This is a genomic window from Vibrio sp. Scap24 (assembly GCF_013394185.1).
GTDB classification, from domain to species: domain Bacteria; phylum Pseudomonadota; class Gammaproteobacteria; order Enterobacterales; family Vibrionaceae; genus Vibrio; species Vibrio pomeroyi.
Genome location: NZ_CP041332.1, coordinates 1,202,120 through 1,228,684, shown reverse-complemented (window position 1 = coordinate 1,228,684; position 26,565 = coordinate 1,202,120). Strand labels below are relative to the sequence as shown.

Annotated in this window: 16 protein-coding genes; 3 read left to right on the top strand and 13 right to left on the bottom strand. The window is 45.8% G+C overall.

Annotated elements, in window-relative coordinates; all coding sequences use genetic code 11:
* Window positions 1-24: 24 nt before the first annotated feature.
* From FLM53_RS05050 to hemL, 13 genes are all read right to left on the bottom strand, one after another.
* Window positions 25-2,430: a GH36-type glycosyl hydrolase domain-containing protein gene (locus tag FLM53_RS05050; RefSeq protein ID WP_176680409.1), complete on the bottom strand. Its 2,406-nt coding sequence runs from the start codon at window positions 2,428-2,430 to the stop codon at window positions 25-27.
* 128 nt (window positions 2,431-2,558) lie between these two features.
* Complete coding sequence (locus FLM53_RS05045) at window positions 2,559-4,493, bottom strand: beta-N-acetylhexosaminidase (protein ID WP_176680408.1); 1,935 nt, start codon at window positions 4,491-4,493, stop codon at window positions 2,559-2,561.
* A gap of 12 nt (window positions 4,494-4,505) precedes the next feature.
* Window positions 4,506-5,390: an N-acetylglucosamine kinase gene (locus FLM53_RS05040; RefSeq protein WP_176680407.1), complete on the bottom strand. Its 885-nt coding sequence runs from the start codon at window positions 5,388-5,390 to the stop codon at window positions 4,506-4,508.
* 2 nt (window positions 5,391-5,392) lie between these two features.
* The gene (locus FLM53_RS05035) at window positions 5,393-7,114 is read right to left on the bottom strand and encodes a glycoside hydrolase family 9 protein (RefSeq protein ID WP_176680406.1); all 1,722 of its coding nucleotides are present in this window, start codon (window positions 7,112-7,114) and stop codon (window positions 5,393-5,395) included.
* A 98-nt stretch (window positions 7,115-7,212) separates the two neighbouring features.
* On the bottom strand, window positions 7,213-8,208 hold the full coding sequence (locus FLM53_RS05030; protein ID WP_017063264.1) for an ABC transporter ATP-binding protein: 996 nt from the start codon (window positions 8,206-8,208) through the stop codon (window positions 7,213-7,215).
* Window positions 8,209-8,294: 86 nt separating this feature from the next.
* On the bottom strand, window positions 8,295-9,278 hold the full coding sequence (locus tag FLM53_RS05025; RefSeq protein WP_017633260.1) for an ABC transporter ATP-binding protein: 984 nt from the start codon (window positions 9,276-9,278) through the stop codon (window positions 8,295-8,297).
* 2 nt (window positions 9,279-9,280) lie between these two features.
* On the bottom strand, window positions 9,281-10,306 hold the full coding sequence (locus FLM53_RS05020) for an ABC transporter permease (RefSeq protein ID WP_017633261.1): 1,026 nt from the start codon (window positions 10,304-10,306) through the stop codon (window positions 9,281-9,283).
* 2 nt (window positions 10,307-10,308) lie between these two features.
* Entirely contained in the window at window positions 10,309-11,295 is a 987-nt protein-coding gene (locus FLM53_RS05015) for an ABC transporter permease (RefSeq protein WP_017633262.1), read from the bottom strand.
* A 169-nt stretch (window positions 11,296-11,464) separates the two neighbouring features.
* On the bottom strand, window positions 11,465-13,147 hold the full coding sequence (locus FLM53_RS05010; protein WP_176680405.1) for an ABC transporter substrate-binding protein: 1,683 nt from the start codon (window positions 13,145-13,147) through the stop codon (window positions 11,465-11,467).
* A 710-nt stretch (window positions 13,148-13,857) separates the two neighbouring features.
* Window positions 13,858-17,247, bottom strand: coding sequence for a response regulator (locus tag FLM53_RS05005; RefSeq protein WP_176680404.1), 3,390 nt, complete (start codon window positions 17,245-17,247; stop codon window positions 13,858-13,860).
* Between the two features lie 216 nt (window positions 17,248-17,463).
* Window positions 17,464-18,486: a 16S rRNA (guanine(1207)-N(2))-methyltransferase RsmC gene (gene rsmC, locus FLM53_RS05000; RefSeq protein WP_176680403.1), complete on the bottom strand. Its 1,023-nt coding sequence runs from the start codon at window positions 18,484-18,486 to the stop codon at window positions 17,464-17,466.
* 110 nt (window positions 18,487-18,596) lie between these two features.
* On the bottom strand, window positions 18,597-19,682 hold the full coding sequence (locus FLM53_RS04995) for an AI-2E family transporter (RefSeq protein ID WP_017633266.1): 1,086 nt from the start codon (window positions 19,680-19,682) through the stop codon (window positions 18,597-18,599).
* Between the two features lie 343 nt (window positions 19,683-20,025).
* A complete protein-coding gene (hemL, locus tag FLM53_RS04990) occupies window positions 20,026-21,321 on the bottom strand; it encodes a glutamate-1-semialdehyde 2,1-aminomutase (protein WP_048605689.1) in 1,296 nt (431 codons plus the stop codon).
* Window positions 21,322-21,617: 296 nt separating this feature from the next.
* Between hemL and erpA the strand changes: the two genes are divergently transcribed.
* The 3 genes from erpA to FLM53_RS04975 all read left to right on the top strand — a co-directional run bounded on the left by erpA (window position 21,618) and on the right by FLM53_RS04975 (window position 26,559).
* Complete coding sequence (gene erpA, locus FLM53_RS04985; RefSeq protein ID WP_004734539.1) at window positions 21,618-21,959, top strand: iron-sulfur cluster insertion protein ErpA; 342 nt, start codon at window positions 21,618-21,620, stop codon at window positions 21,957-21,959.
* Window positions 21,960-22,334: 375 nt separating this feature from the next.
* Window positions 22,335-23,459, top strand: coding sequence for an efflux RND transporter periplasmic adaptor subunit (locus FLM53_RS04980; protein ID WP_176680402.1), 1,125 nt, complete (start codon window positions 22,335-22,337; stop codon window positions 23,457-23,459).
* Window positions 23,460-23,469: 10 nt separating this feature from the next.
* Window positions 23,470-26,559, top strand: a complete 3,090-nt coding sequence (locus tag FLM53_RS04975; RefSeq protein WP_176680401.1) for an efflux RND transporter permease subunit — start codon at window positions 23,470-23,472, stop codon at window positions 26,557-26,559.
* The last annotated feature ends 6 nt before the right edge of the window (window positions 26,560-26,565 follow it).

Here is a 26,565-nt window from a genome sequence, read left to right as displayed (position 1 = left end):
AGAGCTGTTCGTTAAATTGAGTGACTAGCCTAGAACAACGACAACATCGTTCACGCTGCCTTCTGCTTGTACTGGAATTACACCTTCAACTGGCTCACCGTTGATAGTGATAGAAGCAACGCCTTTGCTTACTGCATTCGGGTTCTGTACCGTGATGTTGTAAGTTGCACCGCGCCATTGACGAGTAACTTCGAATTCTGGCCAATCCGTCGGTATACAAGGATCGACAGTTAAGCCTTCGAAGCCTGTTCGAACACCAAGAATGAAGTTGGTTACCGCAAAGTAAGCCCAACCTGATGTACCGGTTAACCATGGGTGGTTTGCACGACCGTGGTCTTGGTGGTCTTTACCCATGATGAACTGCACGTACGAGTATGGTTCTGCGTAACGTGTTTCAATCATGTCGTTTTGGTTGTATGGATTAAGTGCGTCGTAGAACTTCATCGCACGGTCGCCACGGCCAAGTTTTGCTTCTGCTACCCAAGCCCATGGGTTCGGGTGAGAGAAGATTGCGCCATTCTCTTTTACGCCTTGGTAAACGCGAGTCACAAAGCCGATATCATCGTTTGGTGTAGCGAACGATGGAGAGTTTAGGTGTAGGCCGTATTCAGAAAATAGGTTCTCATCAACTGCGTCCATCGCTTTCTCACCGCGCTCTTGAGAAACCGCACCAGACAGAACTGCTAGTGTGTTTGACTCGAGGTGTACACGACCTTCAGCTTGCTGAGCAGTACCAATCTTGTCGCCATTTTTGGTTAGACCACGGATGTACCAGCCACCCTCGTCATCCCAAAGGTGTGTTTCACACGCTTCGCGAACATTCGCAGCCATTTCAGTGTATTTAGCAACATCAGCGTCGTTATTGCGGAACTTAGCTAAGTCTAAGAATTCTTGTAGAGCCCAGAAGTGTAGGAATGAAACCATTGAAGATTCACCGCCACCTAAGTTCAAACAGTCATTCCAGTCAGCACGTAGACCTTTACAGATGCCGGTTTGACCCACGTATTCCGCAGAGAAGTTCAGTGCCGCTTTCATGTGTTCGTAAACAGTCGCTTCGCCACCGTCTGCGTATGGAATTACTTCATCAAAGAAGTCGTGCTCACCGGTTTCCATCACGTATTTGATGATGGTTGGTACGATCCATAGGTGATCATCCGAACAAGTATCTTCAATGCCGTGGATCTTGTCGTCATCTGACGGTGTTGGAACAACCGTTGGTGATTTCGATGGCTCAACATCAGCTTTCTCTGGATCGAACCAGTCTGGATCGAATAGGTGTAGACCGTAGCCCGCTTTTACTTGGCCGCGTAGCAGGTCGATAATACGTTTCTTAGTCATTTGTGGGTTGGCATGAGGTACTGAGATCGCATCTTGCGCAGTATCACGGTAACCAAGACCTGTACGGCCGCCAACTTCAATGAATGATGCAAAGCGTGACCAAACTACACAAGTTTCTGCTTGGTATAGTGTCCACGTGTTGATCATGGTGTCTAAGCCTTCGTTTGGAGACTTAACTTGGAACTTGTTGCAACGCTCATCCCAGTGATCTTTGATGCCTTGGAATGCTGCGTCTACGTTTGCCGTGTCTTGGTATTTTTCACGTAGGCGTTCACCATTGCCTTTGCCGATACCTAGTACATAGGCAAAGCGAACTTCTTCACCCGGTTGAATGGTAAATTGCTTGTGTAGAGAACCACAGTGGTTGTAACAGGTTTGCGCGCTGTTAGAACATTTACCATTTTCAACTGCAATTGGGTTTGCTTCATCACGGTACATGCCAAGGAAGTTGTCACGTTGGCCGTCGTAGCTGTCTGGTGAGAAAGTTGACGCTAAGTAGTAGAAGCCTTCAAAGTCATTAGTGTTGTAGTACAGGTCGTATTCCAACACACCTTCTTGGTAAGACGTGCCCGCAGAGTACAAAGACATCTGGTGGTTCTGGTTGTCCGATTGGATGTGGCTGAACGAGAACTCAACAAATGAGAATGTGCTGATAGTACGAGGCTTATCCGTGTTGTTCTTTAGGACAACGTCCCAAACTTCTGCATCTTCGCCCTTAGGTACAAATAGCGTTTTGGTCGCGGTAATGCCGCTGTATTCACATTTGAATTTTGAGTATGACAGGCCATGACGAACTTCGTAATTCGCTTCATCTAGGCTCTTTGCCACTGGCTGCCAAGAGATAGACCAGTAGTCGCCCGTCTCATCATCACGCAGGTAAATATAGTGTCCAGGGCGATCAAAGGTGCCGTTTGGACGGAATTTAGTAACACGGTTGTATTCCGGAGAATTGTAGAACGAGTAACCGCCCGCATTGTGCGAAATCACGGTACAAAACTTTTCAGTACCAAGGTAGTTGGTCCAAGGTGCTGGTACATCAGGGCGAGTGATGACGTATTCGCGATTGTCGTTATCGAAATAGCCGTATTTCATTGTCATTTCCTTTTTAACAAACTGCATCTATGCAGCTAATTTTTAAATAGTGATGCTGAGTTTTAACTAGACTGAGCACCTTAATTTGAGTCAACGAACACTCGGTATGAGTGTGCTGTGGTTTTGTTTTATTCAGCTTTCCAAGGGTTGCGGTAATCAACATTGAGTCTGTCGAGCAGCGGCAAGTGACCCTTTAGGCGAGACAAGTAATCTAGCCAGTTTCGGTTGTTTTTATGTGTCCAACATCCTTCAGCTAAAGCGCTAATTCTTGGGAATACCATGTAATCCATACGCTTTTGGTTGGTGACGATCTCACACCATAGAGCACACTGAATTCCGCGGATCCGCTTACGAATTGGGTCGGTGTCGGATATCTCAGCAAGCGCTTCGTAGGTATAAGCTTGTTCTAATGGGATAACGGCAGCCCAATCTACGCCCGGCTCTTCCGGTGCATAATCTTGGGTCATGTCGAGATAGGTAAATTGTGCAGGTTGCAGAACCACATCAAAGCCTTGGCGAGCACAGTTCACAGCCGCTTCTTCGCTGAGCCACGAGTAGATGATGGTCTCTTTGCTCACCTTGTCACCGTGCTGTGCTTCTTCCCAGCCGACCATGCGCTTGCCGAGTTGTTTAAGTTCGTTCTCGGCATAGCGGAATAGGTGACCTTGCAAGTCTTTGCTGTCTTGGTACTGGTGCTCTTGCATCAGTGCTTGAGCGGCAGGGCTGTTAGTCCACACCCCCGGTGGTACTTCGTCTGCGCCCATGTGAATCAATTCGCCAGGGAATAGCTCTGCAACTTCTTCAATAACCGCATCTAGGAACTGGTAAGTACCCGGTAAGCCTGGGTTTAGCACGTTGTCGTTGTAGTGCTGAATGCTCTTGTATTGAGTGGTGTCAGCTTGCTCTACCAACATATCAGGCAGTGATTTGATCGCGGCGCGACAGTGTCCTGGGATATCGATCTCAGGGATCACTGTGATGCTGCGTTGTTCTGCGTATTCAATAACTTCGCGAACCTGTTGTTGCGTGTAGAAGCCGCCGTAGTTTTCCGCAATATGGGTATATTGCGGTTCCAATGCATGGTCAGGACCACGCCAAGCACCGATTTCAGTGAGTTGAGGTAGGCTCTTTATCTCGATTCTCCAACCTTCATCATCAGTTAGGTGCCAATGAAAAACGTTGAACTTGTAGTGCGCTAATTGGTTGATTAAGCGCTTCACTTGTTCCACTGAATGGAAGTGACGAGCGCAGTCCAGCATCATGCCACGGTATTTGAAGCGTGGTTGGTCGGCGATTTTGCAACATGGCACAGAGAAGCTTTCTGCATCCTGTTGTTGAACCAATTGAATCAGACTTGCTACAGCGTGTGTGAAACCAGATTGGCTGCCTGATTCAACAATTATCTGTTGTTCAGTAATGCGGAGTTTGTATTCGGCTTCGTCTAAAGTCGGATTACTGCGAAATAGAAGGTCATCGCCTTCTCCCGTTAGAAGCTGATTCGAAATCGACAGTTCAAAGGTAGAAAGTAATTCTTGTTGCAGCCAAGAGACGGCTTTATCTGCAAGGTGAGACTGAACCTCAATCTTGCATTCGCTGTTTAGGGCGAAGCTACCTTGCTTAAGTTCGATCTGGTTCGGCTGAGGAATTAATGCCACCTCAGCAGCGTTCACTTCAGGTATCTGATTGCGTTCACGGTATGGTGACGCCAGAACAATGGGTGATATCGCAACTGGCAATACTGAGGTTTCGCCTTGGTGATGCGTTTGGATAAAGGCATCGTTTAGACCGTCAGAATAAAAACGGAATGGGGCGCTTTGAATGCTGAATTCAAGGTAGTAATGGTTGTTCGCCTTTAACACTGACGAACTTGGTTTGAACGAACAAAAGCTGCCAACTTGAGTTAGCTCGCCCTGCGATAAACTCTCCTGAAGGATGAATCGATCAAATGCAAAATGCAGTGACCAATCTGTTACGTCAAGATCACTTAAGTTATGTACCGTAAGGCCAAATCGGCAGTTATTTTTTTGTTCAGAAAGAACAGCTAAGTCGATGCGATAATTCATATAACTTCCCTGCTAAGCCTGTTGATACAAGTTGTGTTGTGGTTTACCGGCAAACATCAATGCGCCTTCGATAGCGTCAAATTGAGGTTCAACGATCCATTGTTGTACTGGTGGTGATAGCCAGTTGAGAATGCGCTCGGCGATACTGCCCATCAGGCACACCTTGTCCGCACCTTTGCGATGAAGTGCTAGCACAAACATTTCGATATCAGCTGCGGTTTGCTTGAGCATCTCGATAGCTAGATCATCGCCTTCATTAGCGAGTTGAAAAATCACTGGTGAGAACTGACCGTAGTCTTTTGGAATAGCGCCTTTGGACCATTCGACTATGGCATCAACATCATTGCCAAAGTGGTTCATCACGTGTTGAGTCAGTGGTGTTTTGTCGCGAATGCCATCTTCAGCAAGCAGGACTTGTTGAATCAAGCGAAGGCCCATAACAGCGCCGCCACCTTGGTCGGAAATTGGGAATTCACGACCACCAACGACGTGCTGCTCACCATCTTGTAGGTAGATGCCGCATGAGCCAGTTCCACCAATCATGATGGCGCCGTTTTGGCTATTGTGAGCGCCAATACAAGCACCGTAAGCGTCAGTGTTGAGCGTCATACTTGCGAAAGGGTGTGGTTGAGCCATGAAGTCGAACCATGCCGACTTTTGCTCAGCGCCAGCCAGAGCAAGGCCGACATGCATATTAGAAAAATGATTAGAGTCGAGTTGCCCTTGCTGTGCCGCTTGAGTAATTGCATCAACAATTGAGCTCATCGCAACATCTACACCCAAAAGGATGTTGGCACTGCCACTTTTCGCTTCACCAATGAGTTTACCTTGGTCATCGCGAATACGAGCACGACAAGAAGTGCCACCACCGTCAATACCTACGTAGTAAAGAGTCATTATTATTGCTCCTTACGCTGTGCTAGGAAATTGAATTGCGCAGCGGTTGCCAATAGGAACCAAGCGCCGTGAGGGATCCATTGCTCGCCCCAGCGCCAGTTTTGGAGCATGTCATCTTTTTGCGCTGGTGGATTGAACGCAATGTCTTGATCATCTTCAAAGCCAGCGGTGATGCCGTTACAGATACCGCCTTTGGCATTGAAAAAACCAAGCTGCGGTAGGTAGTCAGGGTTGTTATGACCATGACCATCAAGCATGCACATGTGGTATGGATTGAGACCTAAAATCCAATCTAGGCTGTTCTGTGAAAGTTGGATTAAACGCTTTTGTAGTTCGCTATCTTGAATATGTGGTTGAACTAAGTACGCCATGGTTGCGATTGAACCAAGACGTGCGTTTTCGCCTTGCCACCAGTAGCCCGTTTCATTTTTCTGAGCAACGAAGAAAGCATCGCGCTTATCACCATCAACATTTTTAACGTACTGTCTTGGGTAGCCAAATGGGTTGGTTACTTTATCGGTGATGTTGATTTCGAACTGACATGCTTGTTCAACAACTGTGCGAGTTTGTTCTCTCAGCTCTGTATCGGTTTCATTGTCGATGTACTCACATAGAGCAATCACTGGAAGGCCGGCTTCAGCTGCATGAAAGTATGGGCGAGAGCCATCAGTATTAGCTGACCAGAAGTGCTCAAATGAATCATCTGATTGTTGGCGAGATATTAAACGAGTCGCCCAAGTTCTTGCTTCTGACAGGTATTGTTCGTCTTGTGTTACTCGGTACAGCTCATTGGCTGCGAGTAGGGCGCAATACTCATCAATGATGTTCTCTTCACCATCGTTTAGGTATTGCAGGTTGTACTCTTTAAGGTGCCAGTAACCTTTGGTTGCGGTATCAAGATAGGTTTGGCTAGAGTAGCTGCCTGAAACTTCAAGCTCAGAAGCTGCGGCTAATGCTGCAATAGCAACACCTGCACCTTGTCGATAGCCTGCTTGCAAATCTGTAGACTTATGACCTTCTTGAGTGGCATATGCGCAGATGTCGCGTTGGTTGATGTCTTTGCTCCACTTGTCAAATACTGTCATGTAGAAGTATCCAGCCGCGTCTTGCATACGAACCAAGAAATCAGCACCGAATAGCGCTTCTTCTGTTAGGCGGGTCATGGAGAATTTAGGGAAGTCTGGATTGTCGCTGGTTAAGCGCACGCTTTTGAGCATGTTCCAAACCACCATAGGAATCTGTTGTGGGTTGAGGTAGTTGCCATAAGACAGGTGACTAAAGTACTTACTTACATCACCTGATGCATCGTACCAACCACCATGGACATCGACGTATCTGTCGGTGCCGAGAATTTGTGCTTGTCGATCTTTCTTGTCAAAAGTGCCGCCACAACGTTGAGACTTAAAGTAATGAAGCACGTCAGAAAAGGTGTGGTTCATTAATAGGTTGCTGCCAATCTCAAACACTTCTGAGCGTAGGTTATCAAAGCGCAGGTAGTAGCGACCGGATTCGGTAAAGGAACTGAAATCGATTGTGAAGAATTGTCCTTGATGCCAGTTTGCTACGCGGCCTTGTTTCACAACATCAAAGTTGCCCACAGTAATATGGTTGTCGGCACACACCAAAAGTGCAGTCGTACTCGATAAACGAGCCTTTTTAGTTTGTAAGATCGCTTGCTTGGGAGCCGAAGATTCGTAGCCAATATGGTTGGTCAATAACAGCATCAATGTTCTCCAAAGGTCCTAGTTTCTTTTGGCTAGGTACCTGAATTGGTTTGGATATGAATAGTTAGGGTCCGCAGACCCTAACTCAGTCTTAATATTTAGCTTTCGTGTAGGTAACAACGAACAAAGTGGTTATCGGCTAATTGAGTCACACCCGGTAGTTGCTCTTTACACTTGTCCATTGCGTGAGTACAACGACCTGCAAACGGGCAACCTGCTGATACTGGTGTCCAAAGTGGAATCTCACCTTTGTTACCTGCCAATTGTTCGTGGATCGATTTCTTAGGATCTGGAACAGCAGAAACCAGTAGCTGAGTGTAAGGGTGTTGAGGGTTAGCAATAACGTCATCGGTATCGCCCCATTCCACCATGTGACCGACGTACATCACTGAAAGATCTTCAGCAATGTAACGAGCTGTCGCGATGTCGTGAGTGATGTAAAGCAGTGACATTTGCTTCTCAAACTTCATCTCTTCCATTAGGTTCAAAACACCAGCACGAATTGAAACGTCAAGCATTGAAGTTGGCTCGTCCGCTAGAACAACCTCAGCACCCACTGCGATGTTACGTGCTAGGTTGACACGCTGACGTTGGCCGCCAGACAGTTGGTGAGGGTACTTCTTCGCTGTCTCTTTTGGTGGGATCAGGCCTACTTGCTCTAAAAGATCATAAACACGTTCTTCTAGTTCTCTCTTATTGCCCGGGGTGACCTTCTTGTGAATCAACAGTGGTCGAGCAATGTGGTGGAAGATATTGTGTGTTGGGTTGAGTGAACCAAACGGGTCTTGCCATACCATCTGCACACCTTCACGGTAGTGCATAAGATCTTTTCTACTTGAGATCTCTTGGATATCGCGGCCTTTGTATTCAATCGTACCGCCTGAAGGCGCGTACATTTTTGCGATCATTTTTGCTGTTGTCGATTTACCTGAACCAGATTCACCAACGACCGCTAAGCCACGGCTTTTGTACATCTTGAATGACACGTCGTTGATTGCACGCATCATTGGGGTTTGAATGGTGGTACTGCTTATTGGGAAGTCTTTTACGACATTCTTACCTTCTACCAATAATTGACCGAAATCTTTGCTCATAATTGTCTCCAGAATCCTTGTTCGCTTTGCTTGTTTTTAGGCGGTCGAGCCGCCTGTTTAGTTATTCACGCCGTAAAGCGTGCAAGCTATAGCTTCCTTTGTACTATTGGGTCGCCGTACAGGTGGCAGTTAGACAAATGTCCCGGTTCGATAGAACGCAGCTTGGTTGGTACCTTGGTACAGGTTTCATGTACACGGTCACAACGAGCTTGGAAGCGACATCCTTCAGGAATCTCTAATAGGTTCAGAGGGTTGCCCGGAATACCTGCTAGTTTTGTCTTTGGCCCTGTTAGTGGAGGGAAAGAACTTCCCAGCCCTTTGGTGTAAGGGTGGTAAGGGTTTTCTAGAATATCTTGAGATTTAGCGACCTCGATAAGCTCACCTGAGTACATGATGCCGATGCGGTCAGAGAACTCGACCATCAATGACAAGTCATGGGTAATGAACAGAATCGAGAAGCCAAACTCTTCTTTCAGTGCATAGATCTTTTGTAGGATTTCGCGTTGAACAACAACATCAAGTGCTGTCGTTGGTTCATCCATAATGATCAGTTTTGGATTCAGTGCTAATGCGATAGCAATAACCAAACGTTGACGCATGCCACCAGAGAATTGGTGAGGGTAGTCACTCAATCGGCTCGGGTGAATATCTACGATTTCAAGTAGACCTTCAGCACGTTGTTTAGCTTGCTCGCGAGTCATGTTGGTGTGACGCATGATTACGTCACAGAACTGCTCTTCCATTGGTAGTACTGGATTGAGCGCGTTCATCGCACTCTGGAACACCATCGACATCTCGCTCCAACGGAACGCTTGCATGCGGTCATCACTGTATTCAAGGATGTTCTCACCGTTGAAGATAACCTCACCACCACTGATGTAAGCGGGCGGCTTATGAAGACGCATTAGAGAGAAAGCAACGGTTGATTTACCACAACCAGACTCACCAGCTAGGCCGAATACTTCACCTGGCGCGATATCGAAGCTTACGTTGTTACACGCACGAACATCGCCAGACTCTGTGATGTAATCCACGCATAAGTTGCGGATAGAAATTAGTGGTTCAGACATGATTATTTATCTCCGCTCCAAAGTGCATTTTGTGGTGGTAGTTCTGGTTCACGTTCTTCTTTGTCTTGAGCTGCTAGTTTCTTCCAACGCTTCATGCCTTTGTGAGAACGAAGTTGCGGGTTAGCAATTTCATCGACAGCAAAGTTAAGCAGAGCAAGACCCGTTACTAGTAGTGTCAGTGCGATACAAGGAGCCAACAGTTCCCACCAAGCGCCAATCAGCATTGATGAAGAAGTTTGAACGTTGTAAAGCATGATGCCCCAGCTGATTGTGTTCGGGTCACCAAGACCTAGGAACGAAATCGTCGCTTCCATCATGATTGCGTACATCACCGAACCGATGAAGCTCGCGCCAACGATAGAGATAAGGTTTGGCAGAATCTCAACGAAGATGATACGGAATGAAGATTCACCCAAAACTTCTGCAGCTTTTACAAACTCTTTTTCACGTAAAGCTAAGGTTTGGGAGCGAACAACACGGGCGCCCCAAGCCCAGGACATAAAGCCGATAACCAAGGTTATGGTGAGTGGCCCTGCCTCACCGATAAAGGCTGCAACTACGAACAGCAATGGGTATTGAGGGATAACCAACATGATGTTCATTGCGGCGGTTAGAACGTCATCAACACGTCCACCGAAGTAGCCTGCAGAAACACCAATAACAGTTGCTAATAGACATACGGTTAGACCCGCACCAAAACCTACAGCAAGAGATACGCGTGCGCCGTATACCACTTGAGACCAAACGTCACGACCCATGCGAGTTGTACCAAGTACGTGGTCTGCCTTTTTAGACATAATCAATGTACGACGGTCATCTGCTAGGTTTTGAGCAACCCAGCCATCAGGGTTAGTTTGTGCTGATTTAACGACGAAACCAGGGTATTCATGTGGATTACCGGTACGCTTGTCTGGTACATGTTTTGTGATCAATGGAGCAGCAAGTGCGCCAAGGATGAAAATACTTAGGATGATGACGCCTGTTAGTGCCATCGGGTTACGCCAAATGAGTTTTAGAAAGTCTTTCATGATTATTTACCACCCTTACGAAGACGAGGGTCAAGAACAACGTAAAGCATGTCTGCAACTAGGTTAAAGAACAGCATGAATAGCGTCATGATAAGCAGTTGACCTTGCAGTACTTGGTAGTCACGAGCGTTAATTGCGTTGAAAAGTACGCTGCCAAGACCTGGGTAGTTAAAGATGATTTCGATAATTAACTGACCACCAATTGCCATACCTAGTGACATTGAAAGTGCTGTCACACTTGGTAGCATCGCGTTACGAGCTGCGTAGTTGAATACCACTCGGTTTTCGCTCAGGCCTTTGCCTTTCGCCATGGTGATGTAGTCTTCTGCCAGTAGGTTGATCATGTTGTTACGCATGTTTACTAGGAAGCCACCAATTTGAACAACAGAAGCACAGAACAGTGGTAAGAAGGCGTGGTAAGCGACATCTTTAATGAATGCCCAGCTTGTCCAATCAGGCATAGTACCTGCGGTGTAGGCATAACCAGTTGGGAACCACTTCAAGCCAATTGCAAAGGTAAATAGTGCAATCATCGCGATAACAACTTGAGGAACGGCTTGTAGAATCAGCATCCCTGGTGTTACGAAGGCGTCGTATTTACTGCCGCGTTTCCACGCTGCGAAAATACCTAGGATTGAACCAATCGAGAAAGAAAGAATAACTGCGGTGCCAGCTAAGAAAAGCGACCAACCGAATGCTCCGCCCAACAGTGTGTTTACAGAAAGTGGGTAGAATTGAATTGATGTACCAAGTTCCCAGCTAAGAATGTTCTTCATGTACGCTACGTATTGAACCAGTAAGCCACCATCAACGAAGCCTAATAGTTCTTTCATTGCAGCAATACGCTCTGGAGTAACTTGTACAGAAGCGTTCGCAAACATCATGGTAACTGGGTCACCAGGCATTGCTCTTGGAATAATAAAGTTTAACGTCGCAGCAACTAATAGCGCGACAAAATAAAATGACAAACGTCTTAAAAAATAACCCATAACTCACACCTTACTCACCCAGATTGTTTCCCTGTTTCTGGATTCAGGTCGCTCCTAGCGAAATTTGGAACGAAAAATCCCCTGACGACTAGCGCCATACTTTCAATTGAGAGTGTGGGGATTTTTATAAGCGGCGTAAGAGGTTACGCCGCAAGGATTGAACGATTACTTATTTAACTGGTTTTAGGTCCAGTACATGAAGTAGACGCTCTGGAATACCAGCCCAAATGTTTGGACGGCCTTTTGGATTTTCTTCGTTCCACCAACCAGTGAAGCGAGTTGTGTTGTATTGGTACATGTAAGCACCAGACATCACAGGGATTGTCACTTGGTCTGCAGCGATGATTTGCTGGATACCGTGTGCAATATCTAGCTGCTCGTTCTTATCAGCTGTTTTGTAGAAGCTGTTTAGAAGACCATCTAGTTTTTCGTTTTTGTAGAAGTGCATAGCGAAACGAGGCATACCATCACCAGATTGTAGTGATGAGTTGTAAGCACTGTTCCAGTACGTGTATGGATCCGCACCGTGGAAGTAGTTTGTGTATGCTACGTCGTATGTACCTTCAAGCATTGCTTGGTTGTACACAGAGAAATCTGGCGTACGAGCTTTTGCTTTAATACCGATTTCGTTTAGCTGTTCTACCGCTAGTTGAACTGTGTTGTTGAAGTCAGTCCAGCCGTTTGGCGATTGGATCATTAGTTCGAAAGACTTGCCTGATGGAGTGTCAACAAAACCATCTTTGTTTACATCTTTGAAGCCAGCGTCAGCAAGAAGCTTTTTCGCGCCTTCAGCGTTGTAAGTGTTGAAGCCTTTGTACTTGTCATGAGTTTTTTCATCAGACCAAGCTTCAAACGCGTAACCTAGACCCGATGCGAAATCGTTCACAGTACCGCCGCCGTAGAATGCGATGTCGATGATAGTTTGACGGTCAAGAGCCATAGAGAAAGCACGACGGAAATCAACGTTGCTCAACGCTTCATGCTTCGCAGCATCAGGGTGTTTGAAGTTAACGATGAATGCCTGTGTACCTGCTGGCGGGTACCAGTAGTGGTGTTTAGGGCTAGCTGCTGCGTATGTACGGTCGATATCTGGAACGAAAGAAGACGTCCAGTCCATTTCACTGTTTACAACTTTACCTAGGAACTGGTCGTTGTTCGCAATTTGTGGAACACGTAGACAGTCAACATCTAGGTTGTCTGCATCCCAATAGTTCGGGTTTGCACACTGGATGTATAGTTGCGCTGTAAACGTATCGATTTCTGTAAACGGACCAGAACCAACTGGATTTTCATTGGTAAACGTTGATGGATCTTTAACGTCTTTCCAGATGTGCTTAGGTACTACTGGTACTTTAGCAATCTCATAAGGTACGTTCGAGTTTGCTTCTGTTAGGCTGAACTTAACTTGGTTGTCGTTCAGTTTTTCTACAGAAGTTACCCAAGAGTTGATACCAGATTGGTCAAGCTCTGGCTTCTCTTTTACAAGGTTGAAAGAAAAAACAACATCATCAGCAGAGAAAGCTTCTCCGTCAGACCATTTAATACCCTTACGAATGTCGAAAACTACGCTCATCAGGTCATCTGACATCTTGAAGTTTTCAGCTAGACGGAACACTGGAGTGTTACCGTGCATTTCGTTAAATACTACTAGCGGCTCATACATGAAGTCAGTTGTAGTATGTAGGTTAGTAGCACCAAGGTACGGGTTAAAGTTACGTACGAATGTAGTGTACTCTTTCGGGTGAACGGTCAGTTCACTGCGTTCTGCAGCTGTTGCTACTGATGCAAAACCTGTTGTAGCGGTCGCAATAATTGCTGTTGCTATTGCTGTTTTTTTTATATTGGCAAGCATAGCTGTTCCTTACTATTTGCTTTCATTTCACTAATGGATTGAATGTTATCTGTCGCTAAATGGTTTAGTAGATACACACTCTAGTTAAAGGCCTACCTCTTCTTCGTTGCTCCAGATTCATCGTTGATTCCGAGAAGTGGTAAGAGTGGCCTGTAGGCCTTTGGCAGGAGTAAGAAAACACCTTATCGATGAATTAATCAAACTCGTTTCCCGTCAAAAACGTTAAAAACACATAACCACACGTCATTAACGTCAAAATAGGGTGGTTTGATGGTTTTTTGCACGCAATTGTTATGGTGATGTGACTCGCAATTGAATTTGTGTTGGCAATCAAATGTTAGTGATTACTTACTTTTTATTCTTTTAATTATATAGCCTTGTGTTGTTTTAATGTAATTGTAGATCTTGGTCACTTGTTCGTTTTACGTTAAATTTCCCTAGAAAATTAAATCTGCCGTTCTGTTGTGACTCGCTTCTCAAACTGCAACAAAGAGTCAGCTAATGGTTAATAATGGTGAGGAAAAGGGCAAGTAACCGTGAATTTTAACAGTGCTGTTTGCGCTCAAGTAACGTGATATTTCGCTTGTTTAATGATGTGAAAAAAGTGGTTTCAAGGAGGTGTTATTGTGCCTTTTACTGGAATGCCATGCATAAAAAAGCCCACACGAGGTGGGCTTCATTATTTGAAGTATCGTGATGTTAGTTCAGGATTAGCTGGTCAGTAATTTCTGTAGCTTGTCTCTGAGCATCTCAATGTGTGTTCTTTCTGGCGTCTGCTCTTTGCAGTGTTCGAGAATGAATTCGATTGAGCTTAACACCGTTCGCCAGCGAGGTGTTTTCGGTAGCGTTTCTACGCGTAGATATTTGTCCAACGTTCGCGTTTGAAGCGTACTGCGGTCTAAGTAGACGCGCCACAAGCCACTCTTTTCTGCGAAAGCAAACTTGGTCTCACCGGTAACCGATTCCCAGTAGATAATGGCGTTAGTCATGGCATCCACTAGGACTTCACGCATCAACTCTTGTTTGTTTTTCCCTTCGCCAGTAGCCTTATCAGCAAGACGCGTAAACTCACCACCGAGCTCCTTGAGTTGTTGCAGCTTATCCTTGTCACCTTCAAAGGCATAGCTAGAGAGTGCTTCAACGGCCGTCTCAAGGTTATTGATACGGTTTGAGTTAACGCCACCACCAACATTGAAGATGTACATAGTGTCGAGCCCAGAACCTTCTGGCAGCTTGAGGATGTCACTTGGTATGCGCTGACGGGTATCGTCAATATAGATGTCGATATCACCACAATAGTGCGCCTGTTCCACCTTAAGGTACTTAGGTGCGATGATCTCATCGGCCATGGAGCGCTTAAGTTGTTCTTGCCCACGTCTAAACAGTTTCGCTGCCGCTTCATTGGCAAAGCGAATACGCTGATCATCACGAATACAGATGATGGCTTCTGGAGCCGACTCTAACTGTTCTAGTAAACGCCCTTGAGTTTCCAATAGGTTGGCTTCAACCATGGCTCGGTGTTTGAGCTCAAGTTGCAATTGGTCATTCTCAAGGCGTCTCTGCTCAGCTTTACTTGCTGATAAGTGAGCCGTGATTCGCGCAGCCAGTTCCTGTTTGTTGAATGGTTTAGATAAGTAATCATTAGCACCCGCTTCGAAACCGCGTACACGGTCTTCTGCTTGGTTGAGTGCCGTCAGCATGATGATTGGCAACTGTGCGTGGTCATACTGCTTACGCAGCGATTCACACACTTGATAGCCACTCATGCCCGGCATCATGATGTCGAGTAGAAGTAGTTCTGGCTTCTCTTTCTCAATCAATTCAATAGTTTCAGGTCCGTCACAGGCTGTGCGTACTCGATAGCCTTCTAATTTCAAGAAGCTGTCCAATACTCGCAGGTTGACTGGCTCATCATCAGCGATAACCAGTAGTGGGCCATCAGGGTTCTCACTGATAACACTGCTCTCTTGCTGAGCGTTATCAATCAAATCAGGCGCTTGGAAGTGTGAGTAGCTGCCTGATTCGTTGTAGTTCTTAAGTTCTTCTTCTGTCGCCAGAGGCAGAGTAAAACTAAACGTGGTGCCAAGCATCGGTTGGCTGCTCACGTACAGAGAACCACCCATTAGCTCGATTAGCTGGCGACTGATTGATAACCCAAGCCCTGCACCTTGGCGATAGTTACTCGCATCTTGTCCAGCTTGAATTAACGGCTCAAAGATGTGCTCAAGGTACTCTGCTGGTATGCCTTGGCCAGTGTCGACCACTTGTACACGGATGTTGTCATCGATAACGCTTGCCGAGATAACGATCTTACCTTCGGATGTGTACTTGATGGCATTGCCGACCAAGTTATACATCACTTGCTCAAGTCGTTGAGGATCGGATGAGACTAGCCCTAGATCGCTTGGGACTTGGTTAATAATACGGATTGGTTTGTTACCCAGCAGGTGATGAGATAACTCAAGCACTAAGCTGGTGGCTGCAGACAGATCGACCGCGGATTTCTTAATATCTAAGCTGCCGTAACGCATCTTGTGGTAATCAAGCAGGTCATCAACCAGCGTAGCCAACCGCTGACCACTATTGATTATGATATCTAACTGATACTTCTGGTTTGCTGGAATAGGACCATTCGCGCCAGATATCAGAGCTTCAGCGATACCAACCATGCCATGCAGTGGTGTTCTCAATTCGTGAGAGGTGGTCGCTAAGAACTCATCTTTGAGTTTGTTAGCCAGCTGTAACTCTTCGTTTTGTTTTTGAATGGTCTTGAGGTTGTCTTCCAGCTCGTCATTTTGGCTTTTGATAAGTTGCATCTTTTCACGAATAGAGCGCTGCATTCGTTCAAAGCTGACCGCCAAGCGGCCGATTTCATCTTTACGTTCGGTGTTGATCATCGTCTCATCAAGATCACCAGCAGAAACTTTCTCGGCAGCCCAAGTGAGCTTGAGTAGCGGTGAGGTGATGAAGTTAGAGAGGTAATGCGATGCGACAACCACCAGAATGATCGCTGTGAGCATCACGATCACGAAGATCTTTTCTAGTTGATGAATACGGGCAAATGCTTCTTTTTCTGGAAGCTCGACAACGAGAGCCCAAGTCGCGTACTTGAGTTCAATTGGTGTATAGGCCGCGATGATCGCCTGATCTAGAGTGTTATCAAATGTGCCTACTGCTGTTTCGCCCGCAAGTGCTTTATCAACCACGTCTAGGCTTAAGTTAATCGACTCTTGAGAGTGCGCAAGGCTACGAGGTAAGTGGTCACTACCTACAAGAAGCGTTTGAATATTTGAACTCTTGTTGAGATCAGCAATAAGCTTGGTGATGCCGTTGATCGGTAGCCTGAACATCGCATAACTGTGCAAATACCCCTGCTGCACGATAGGCGCACCTAGCCATGCTGTCTGTTTACCGTTCTCGTCCTTAAAGTCCGATACAATAACTGGCGTGTAATCTTCGTTGGATTTGCGTCGATCAGTGACATCTTTAGCGAGTCGTTGAAAGGTAACGCCTAGGTTTGAATCTTTGTACTTACCTGTCAGCAAGTTGGTGCCGTAATCGTCATTTTTAAAGACGGAGTAAGCGACGTTACCATTGATATCAACCAATAAAATATCGTCAAAATCGGAGCGTTTAAGCAGCTCTAGGTAAGCGTTATGGTAGCGCTTGTGCAGTAGGCGATAACGTTCACTACCAATATAGCTGCTCGATTCTGGAAGAATCGATGTTTTGATCTGATCGCCCGATCCTTGAATGTAACGCTGCTGCGCATTACTGCGTGCTTCGTCAATATCTAGACCAAGTCGCTGGAAGGCATTGATCAAACCATAGAATCGGCCGCCACTGGCATTGGCTAATTCTGAGCGAACAAAGCCCATAACTTGGGATTCTTGAGCTTGCAGGTAATCGACAATTTGCTGTTGCTTAGTATCACGGACTGAAACAAGGTGTGAGGTGCTTTGTTCCTGAAGGTCCTGACTGTGCGATTGAAGGAAAAATATCGCGATAAGTGTCACTGGAGTAATACTGAGGACAAGAAATGCCAGCATTAGGGTATTTTGAAGGCGCTTAAACTTCTGCTTACGATAAAATCTAAACATAAATTGGGTACTACTTTCCTTTGATGTACTGCTAAAAGGGGCGAAAACAAGTACAGAGAATAGAATTAATGGTTTCCAATTTAACGAAATTAACGAGTTTTTTTACTTTGACAAGTAAGTGGTATTTAAAGCGTGTGCAAAAGCTCACTTTTATAGACTTTTGATAGAAATATGAACAGACAGCGCAGATAATGACCCTGCGCTGTGCTAGAGAGGCTACTTACTTGCGTGGTAGATCGCGAACTTGGTGGTCTTATTTAGAGTCGCGCATTTTCCAAACGCTTGCTCAATAATTGGGATGTATTTTAAGAAACTGTTCGCGACAATAATCATCTCACCTGAGCGCTTCAAATGTTTAGGTGCCTGGGCAAGTAAGGTCTCAGTCGCGCTATAGCTGGTGTCTAAACCTGAGTGGAATGGTGGGTTACTGATGATGAATTGGTAGTCTTGTGCTGTATCAGAATAGACATCTGACGCGAAAACTTTGCCTATTAAACCATTCGCTTCGAGTGTGGCTTGACTTGATGCTACGGCAAATGCACTGATGTCGCACATCTCTAGTTCGATATCAGGGTTACGAGATGCCATTACAGCGCCTAACACGCCTGCACCACAACCGAAGTCCAGAACTTTGCCTTTCAGTTTTGGCAAAGTATCCAGCAGCAGTTGACTACCCACATCGAATTCACCGTGGCTGAATACGCCAGGAAGGCTTTTCACTGTCAGTGATTGCTCACCAATGTTCACCGTGTAGGTTTTAAACCAATCTTGTAAGTTGAAAGCTTGTGGCTGTTCGAAGCATTGGCCCCAGTAGAAAGAACAGCGACGCGCTGAATCGTATTTTACGACCTTACCGTATGGCGCAAACATCTTCTCAACACTTTTCACGCCAGAGCGGTTTTCACCAACTACGACAATCTCTGTGTCTTTACCTAGCTTGGCAAACAGCATCGCCAGCAAATACTCAGCTTCTGCCTTGGCTTTCGGCCAGTAGAGCATCACTAAGTCAGCTTTGGTCTCTTCGGTAAACTCAGCACCGTAAAAGCGTTGGATGGTGCTATAACCTTCAAGCTGACGGTAGTAGCTGTAATTAGAGGTGAACACAGATACAGATTCACAATGCTTGGCTAATTCAACAGGGAATAAGTCTTCAGCCTCACCGGCAACTAAAACATGTTTGCCTTCAAAGTAGGCAAGTTGGCGCTCAGCAATCTGGCTTGGGGCAATATAAGCTGACATAGGACACTCTATTGAATCGTTAGCAAAAAATGAGGGCGGATTTTCGCATAATCCGCCCAAAGCTTGAAGTGTTTAATACTCGTTCGGCAAGCAAGTTGCCTCGGAGTCGATTAACTCTTGTCTTGCTGGTTTAAAAAGTCCTTAAACTCTTCATCGTAGATGTTGAATAGGACAATAGTAATAGCAAAAATCAGTGGGCCGTAGATAAGACCAATCAAGCCAAATAGTTGAATACCACCTAGCAATGAGAAGAAAATCATTAAGGTGTTCATGCCCGCGCTGCCTTGCATTAGCAGCGGACGCAGAAGGTTGTCAATTGAGCCAACGATCGCCACACAGTAAACCGTTAGGAAGATTGCCCACGTAGTATCACCGGTTAGGAATAAGTAGGTCGCCGCTGGGATCCAGATTAGTGCTGTACCGACAACAGGGATGAAAGAGGCGAAGCCCATCATTGTGCCCCAGAATAGCCCTGGGAAACCTGCAATCCACATACCTAAGCCGCCGGCAAAACCTTGTGCAATCGCCGTTAAGAATGAGCCCATAACGGCTGATTTAGAAACTTGCTCAATCTCAGTGAGAAGTTTGTCTTCTTGGCTGCGAGATAACGGAAGAATATGACGTACTACACTGATGATTTTGTCGTGATCTCTTAACAAGAAGAACAGAACAAACAACATCAAGAAGAAGTCCATCAAGAAGTTAGTCGCATCACCAAGGATTTTTGCGCTGATACCAACAAGTTTAGAACCAAAGCTTGTTGCGAATTCACCGACCTTTTGAGCGATCGCTTGAGGTTCAATATTGTCAAAAGGCAGATAGTTGTTCACGAACGACAGGGCTTTCACGACCAAAGGGTGTTCGAACAGAGTTTGAATGCCGCCGTGTGTTACCCACTGGTAGGTGTTCTGAGAGAACAAAGAACCTTGTTGCACAATAGCTGCAAACACCGCCAATAAAGGGATCACGATAATAAAGGTTAAGATGACACAAGAAAGCAGGGAGACCACGTTTTCTTTATTCGGTATCTTTTTTTCAAGCCACTCATGGATCGGGAACATCAATAGTGAAATGATAAAGGCCATCACAATCGAGTTAACGTATGGTTCGATAAGCAGGTAACAAGCATAAGCCGCCGCAAGCAGGGCAATGATGATCACCCAGTGGCTGGAATTGATTTTGATTTTTTCTGACACGGTAATGGTCTCTATATTTGCGTTCTGAGTTTATAATGGCTGCAAAACAGAGAGTTAGCAATGAGGAGTTTTGATTATGGGATGCTGTGATAAAGATAAGAAATGCCAAGACGAACAACAGCAAACAAAAAAAGAGATCCCTTGGTTCAGGATGTTACTTGGTACGCTGATGTTGTTGGTTTTCCTTTTCTGGGAACGTTAGACGCTTTTCGTTAAATTTTCGAACAAATTGACGGGTAATCTAAGCGGAAATACTCGAGTTTAATTTAGTCGATGCATTAAAAAGGGCTGCGTTAATGCAGCCCTAAATTCAATCGGTTAGCGACTTATAAAGTGCTTTCGATTATTTGCTTTCAGCAGCAATGATAGCAAGAGAACGGTCAGCGGCTTCTAGTGTCGCATCGAGCTCTTTTGAACCATGAGCAAGAGAAGTAAAGCTTGCTTCGAATGCTGAAGGAGCAAGGTAAACACCGTGATCCAGCATTAGGTGGAAGAAGCGCTTGAAGCGTTCTACATCACACTTAGTTACATCTTCGTAGCACGTTACAGTTTCTTGGTCTGTGAAGAAGAAACCAAACATACCGCCAACTTGGTGTACTAGCATCGGGATACCGTGCTTGTCAGCAAGTTGCTTGAAGCCATTCGCTAGCTGCTTAGTTTTTGAAGCTAGACGCTTTTCGTTGCCTTCTTCACGTAGAAGGTTCAAACATGCGTAGCCAGCAGCCATTGCAACAGGGTTACCTGAAAGCGTTCCTGCTTGGTAAACAGGGCCTGTTGGTGCGATGTATTGCATCACTTCCTTACGACCACCAAAAGCACCCACAGGCATACCGCCGCCGATAACTTTACCAAGACACGTTAGGTCTGGCTTGATGTTGTAGTAAGCCTGCGCACAGCCTTCAGCAACGCGGAAACCTGTCATTACTTCATCAAAGATTAGCAATGCACCTTCTTGGTCACAGATTTCACGTAGACCTTCGTGGAAGCCTTCTACTGGTGGGATACAGTTCATGTTGCCCGCAACTGGTTCAACGATGATGCACGAGATCTCGCCTTTGTTCGCTGCGAATAGCTCACGTACTGAATCTAGGTTGTTGAAGGTTGCAGTCAGCGTGTGCTTAGCAAAATCAGCTGGTACGCCAGGAGAGCTTGGTTGACCTAGAGTCAAAGCACCAGAACCTGCTTTTACAAGTAGGCTGTCTGCGTGGCCGTGGTAGCAGCCTTCAAACTTAAGAATTTTGTCACGACCAGTAAAGCCACGAGCAAGACGAATCGCGCTCATTGTTGCTTCTGTGCCTGAGCTAACCATACGTAGCTGTTCCATTGATGGAACCATCTCTGATACAAGCTCAGCCATTTTGATTTCAGTTTCGGTTGGAGCACCGAAGCTAAGGCCGCGTTGAGCTGCTTCAATAACGGCATCACGGATAACAACGTGGTTGTGACCAAGGATCATTGGACCCCAAGAGCCAACGTAATCGATATATGCTTTACCATCAGCATCAAAAATAAGTGGGCCATCAGCGCGTTCAACGAAGATTGGAGAACCACCTACGCCATTGAATGCACGAACTGGAGAGTTTACGCCACCAGGAATAGTTTGCTGTGCTTTTTCGTACAGCTCTGCTGATTTGGTCATTGATATATCCTCTTTTGACTGTCGGACCAATTGCCACGCATTGTACCTATCCCTAATCCAACTAGGAATGCTTTCGCCCAGATAATCGCCCGAATCTGGTTGTTTTGTGTGGTTACACGTTTTAATTGCCAGATATTGACGAGTTTACAGCAGTAAAAGGAAGGATCCGGTGGTGAATACTTGAACGTTTCAGTCAGGTATTAGATAATCACCCGAATATAAGAAAATACTCAACAACACTGGTCTCGAATTAGATTTGTATCATGTTGTTTTTGACACAGGTAAGAGAGGTTGTCGTGAGCGAAGTAAATATCCCATTGTCTTTTTCTGATGCAGCAGCTACCCGCGTACAAACGCTAATCGCTGAAGAAGAAAACCCAGAACTAAAACTACGTGTATACATTACAGGTGGTGGTTGTAGTGGTTTCCAATACGGCTTCACATTTGATGAAAAAGTAAATGATGGCGACACTACGATTGTAAACAGCGGTGTAACGCTGGTTGTTGACCCAATGAGCCTACAATACCTAATGGGCGGCATGGTTGATTACACAGAAGGCCTAGAAGGCGCACGCTTCTTTGTGAACAACCCGAACGCTACAACAACATGTGGTTGTGGCGCATCATTCAGCGTATAGCTTGAAAGATAGCTAGAGTTAAAAGACAGCTTTAGCTGAAAGCTACACCAGAAGGTTGTAAACGCCGAACTTATGTTCGGCGTTTTTGTTTTTATATCCCCAAATTTCTCTTGATAACAAAGCTCGGTTCTGAGCAAGGCTGTTGTTTTTCACGCAGCCTCAAAATTGCTAAGACACATTAAGTCATTGCTTTTAAAACCATTCCAACCTTCTATTGTATCATTTTTAGTACACGGCATATTTTTTAAACTGTCGATAGCGTCCAACTTCGTTTGGTTTTGGTCTGTTAAGGTTACTTATGTGTATCAGGAAGTTGCACATGACAGTGTTAAGCCATTTAGCGCGTCTTAATCACATCGGACAAAAGGATTTGCTATGCCCACTCTATTTTCTAACTCACCACTTTTTCAGAAACTGAAACAGCCGTGGCTAGTGTCTCTGATTTTAGTGATGTTGTTGTCTATCTGGCTTGGCCTAGGAGTGGGGCAAGCAGAAGAGTCGCCAGAGAAAAAAGCGACAGAAATTCCGTTGGCCAAGGTCTCCTTTCAAACATTCACCTCATCACCTACCTTTAAAACCATTGATTTATATGGTCGCACGGCACCCGACAGGCATGCTCGGTTAGGGGCGGAAGTTGCGGGAAAGATTGTTCGCTTGAACGTCGTGAAAGGCGATGTGGTTAAAGCGGGGCAGGCGATTGCTCAGATAGATAAAGGTGATTTGGAAATACAGTTAGAGCGAGCATCGGCTCTGTATCGTTTAAAGCAGAAAGAGTTCAAAGCGGCGCAGTCACTTAAGAAAAGAGGTTTGCAAGGTGAGATAGCTTATACCACCGCTGAGGCTTCGTTAACTGAAGCGAAAGCCATGATGCGAAATGCAGAATTGGCTTTAAAGAATACTGTTATTACCTCGCCTTTTTCGGGTGTGGTTCAGGATTTGATGGTCGAGTTGGGTGATTTCGTTGGTGTTGGCGATCCAGTCGCAGGCGTGATTGACCTTGATCCTCTGGTGATTGAAGCTGATGTCAGTGAGCGCCACATCCAACATCTGCTAGTCAATCAATCTGCTTTGGTTCGCTTGCTAGGAAGAGAAGAGGCAGAAGGGCGCTTGCGTTATGTGTCTCGAATTTCTTCGGCCTCAACTAATACTTTTCCAATCGAGATTGAAATCGATAACTCTGAAGGTCTATTACCTGCAGGGGTTAGCGCTGAAGTGAAACTTAACCTAGAAACGAGAGACGCAATCAAGGTGACACCTGCAATGTTGGCTTTAGATGAGGCCGGTAACCTTGGGGTCAAAACGTTGGTTTCAATCGATGACTCACCAATCGTGAAATTTGTTGGGATTCAGCTAGTGAAAGCCGAGCAAGATGGCGTGTGGCTCACGGGTTTAGGTCAACAGGTCGATATCATCACCGTCGGACAAGGGTTTGTGCGTGATGGTGATTCGGTGATTGCGGTTGAGCAAGGTGCTGAACTCTCAAACGTAACAACTGAGTAGGAGATAACTGATGTATTCAATTATTGATGCAGCCTTGTCTCGTGCTCGAACAATGCTCTCTCTTTTGGCGCTCATCTTGGTTGCAGGTGTTATTACATATATCACGATACCCAAAGAGTCGAGCCCTGACATTACGATCCCGATTATCTACGTTTCAGTCGGGCACCAAGGGATCTCGCCAACCGATGCCGAACGTTTATTGGTTAGACCGATAGAGCAAGAGCTGAGGTCGATTGAGGGCGTAAAAGAGATGACAGCAACTGCAGCAGAAGGTCATGCCTCTGTGGTGTTGGAGTTTAATGTTGGCGTTGATCTTACCAAAGCAATGGCGGATGTTCGTGATGCCGTTGACCTTGCCAAACCAAAGTTACCAGAAGACAGTGATGAACCAACTGTAAATGAAGTCACACTCGCTTCTGAGCAACCAGTACTTTCTGTTGTGCTATTCGGTACTGTTCCTGAACGTACTATCGTACAAATTGCCCGAGAAGTGGGAGATAAACTCGAAAGCTATCGCCAGATATTAGAGGTCGATATTGCAGGTGATAGGGAAGATATCGTTGAAATCATCGTTGACCCTCTATTGATGGAGAGCTACAGCCTAGATCAAGCGGATATCTACAACCTGATCGCTTTGAACAACCGAGTGGTTGCCGCGGGTTTTGTCGATACAGGCTATGGCCGTTTCTCGGTCAAAGTACCTTCGGTGTTTAATTCCTTAAAGGATGTGCTTGAGCTACCAATTAAAGTGGATGGCAAACAGGTGGTCACTTTTGGTGATGTGGCGACAGTTCGTCGAGCGTTTCGAGATCCTGAAAGTTTTGCTCGTTTAGATGGCAAATCTGCGGTGGTGTTGGATATCAAGAAGCGTGCAGGTGAGAACATCATCGAAACCGTTGAGCTAGTGAAAGCCGTAATGGCTGGCGCTCAACAGCAAGCTGAATGGCCAAATAACCTGTTGGTTAAATACACCTGGGACGAATCTAAAGATGTGAAGATCATGCTTAATGATCTGCAAAACAATATCTTATCCGCCATTATTCTAGTCGTGATTGTGATTATCGCGATTCTTGGTGTGCGTACTGCGTTATTGGTGGGCATCTCAATTCCTGGATCATTCCTCACGGGTTTATTGGTTCTGTCTGTATTCGGCTTAACCGTTAACATCGTGGTGCTGTTTTCTCTGATCATGGCGGTGGGGATGCTAGTAGACGGCGCTATTGTGGTGACTGAGTTTGCCGACCGGAGAATGCAAGAAGGGGAAGGTCGTAAAGATGCCTACCGAGATGCAGCCAAGCGGATGGCATGGCCAATAACGGCATCAACGGCTACAACGTTAGCGGCGTTTGCTCCACTCTTGTTTTGGCCAGATGTTACAGGCGAATTCATGAAATTCCTACCACTAACTCTGATCGCGACTTTAACGGCTTCATTGATTATGGCGTTGTTGTTTGTGCCAGTGTTGGGCGGCTTGATTGGTAAACCGCAATACGTCTCGTCTCAGAGCCAAGCTCGAATGGTGGCTTTGCATAATGGTGATTTTTCACAGGCGACAGGCTTAACCAAGGCGTATTACCACACACTGTCGATTGCGATTAAGCACCCATTTAAGATTCTGTGCAGTGCGATACTGCTAGCGGTTGCGGTTGGCTTCACGTATTCAAAAGCGGGACTCGGTGCTGAGTTTTTCCCTGAAGTTGATCCGCCATTCTTTAACGTCAAGGTTCGTTCTCATGGCGACCTTTCAATTCAAGAAAAAGATGACATCATGCGCGATATTGAACAGATAATGCTGAATCATGACGAGTTCGATACGGTTTATACGCGTACCGGTGGTGACGACCAGATCGGTTTGATCTCGATAACACCAGTCGATTGGCAATATCGCCGCAGTGTTAAAGTGATCATTGATGAGTTAAAGGTGAAAACGGATCAATACGCTGGTGTCGAGATAGAATACAAATTCCCAGATGCGGGTCCTCCGGTTGAAAATGACTTGGTGATTGAGCTTTCCGCTAAAACACCTGAGCAACTAAATCAGGTCGCAAAAATTGTGAGAAGTTGGGCGGATGGTAATCAAGCACTGACTAATATCAGCGACACTGCGAGTAAAGATGGCATCGATTGGAAGGTGGATATCCGCCGAGACGATGCCGCCCGTTTTGCAGCAGACGCTACCTTGGTCGGCAACACCGTTCAGTTTGTCACTAACGGGTTAAAGATTGGTGATTATCTCCCTGATGATTCATCAGAAGAGGTCGATATTTTGGTGCGTTACCCGAATGATAAAAGGGATATTGGACGCTTTGACCAACTGAGAGTGAAAACGCCAGCAGGTTTAGTGCCTATCACCAACTTTGCCCAGATTGTTCCCGACCATAAACAGGACACGATTAAGCGCCTCGATGGAAAGCGTGTGGTGAACATCATGGCGGATATGGAAGAGGGTTATAACCTTGCGCTCGAACTGCCAAAGATCGAGCAAGCGTTAAGTGAATTGGGGCTGCCGAGTAGCGTAGAGTTTCGTATCCGTGGCCAAAACGAAGAACAAGAGAATTCGTCAGCCTTCTTACAAAGTGCTTTCTTGGTGGCGTTGGCGGTAATGGCTTTGATTCTGATAACTCAGTTCAACAGTTTCTATCAAGCGTTCTTGATTCTAAGTGCCGTATTGTTCTCAACCGTGGGTGTGTTTGTTGGGTTGCTTATCTTCCAGCGCCCGTTTGGCATCGTGATGTCGGGTATCGGGGTCATCGCACTAGCAGGGATAGTGGTGAACAACAATATCGTGTTGATTGATACCTATAACCAGCTAATCAAAAGAGGCCTGGATAAACGAGATGCGATCCTGAGAACCGGTGTTCAGCGTTTAAGGCCAGTAATGCTCACGACTGTTACGACTATCTTGGGTTTGATGCCGATGGTGTTAGAGATGAACATCGACCTGATTAATCAAAAGATAGAGTTTGGCGCGCCAAGTACACAATGGTGGTCACAGCTCGCGACTGCTATTGCTGGTGGGTTGGCGTTTGCGACGGTACTGACCTTGGTACTGACACCATGTCTGTTAATGTTAGGTCGAAATAAGAAGCCTGAAAAATAACAGAAC

Bases quoted from the DNA above. Each gene is read 5' to 3' on its own strand.
- FLM53_RS05050 (WP_176680409.1), bottom strand. From the start codon at position 2,430: ATGAAATACGGCTATTTCGATAACGACAATCGCGAATACGTCATCACT.
- FLM53_RS05045 (WP_176680408.1), bottom strand. From the start codon at position 4,493: ATGAATTATCGCATCGACTTAGCTGTTCTTTCTGAACAAAAAAATAAC.
- FLM53_RS05040 (WP_176680407.1), bottom strand. From the start codon at position 5,390: ATGACTCTTTACTACGTAGGTATTGACGGTGGTGGCACTTCTTGTCGT.
- FLM53_RS05035 (WP_176680406.1), bottom strand. From the start codon at position 7,114: ATGCTGTTATTGACCAACCATATTGGCTACGAATCTTCGGCTCCCAAG.
- FLM53_RS05030 (WP_017063264.1), bottom strand. From the start codon at position 8,208: ATGAGCAAAGATTTCGGTCAATTATTGGTAGAAGGTAAGAATGTCGTA.
- FLM53_RS05025 (WP_017633260.1), bottom strand. From the start codon at position 9,278: ATGTCTGAACCACTAATTTCTATCCGCAACTTATGCGTGGATTACATC.
- FLM53_RS05020 (WP_017633261.1), bottom strand. From the start codon at position 10,306: ATGAAAGACTTTCTAAAACTCATTTGGCGTAACCCGATGGCACTAACA.
- FLM53_RS05015 (WP_017633262.1), bottom strand. From the start codon at position 11,295: ATGGGTTATTTTTTAAGACGTTTGTCATTTTATTTTGTCGCGCTATTA.
- FLM53_RS05010 (WP_176680405.1), bottom strand. From the start codon at position 13,147: ATGCTTGCCAATATAAAAAAAACAGCAATAGCAACAGCAATTATTGCG.
- FLM53_RS05005 (WP_176680404.1), bottom strand. From the start codon at position 17,247: ATGTTTAGATTTTATCGTAAGCAGAAGTTTAAGCGCCTTCAAAATACC.
- rsmC (WP_176680403.1), bottom strand. From the start codon at position 18,486: ATGTCAGCTTATATTGCCCCAAGCCAGATTGCTGAGCGCCAACTTGCC.
- hemL (WP_048605689.1), bottom strand. From the start codon at position 21,321: ATGACCAAATCAGCAGAGCTGTACGAAAAAGCACAGCAAACTATTCCT.
- FLM53_RS04980 (WP_176680402.1), top strand. From the start codon at position 22,335: ATGCCCACTCTATTTTCTAACTCACCACTTTTTCAGAAACTGAAACAG.
- FLM53_RS04975 (WP_176680401.1), top strand. From the start codon at position 23,470: ATGTATTCAATTATTGATGCAGCCTTGTCTCGTGCTCGAACAATGCTC.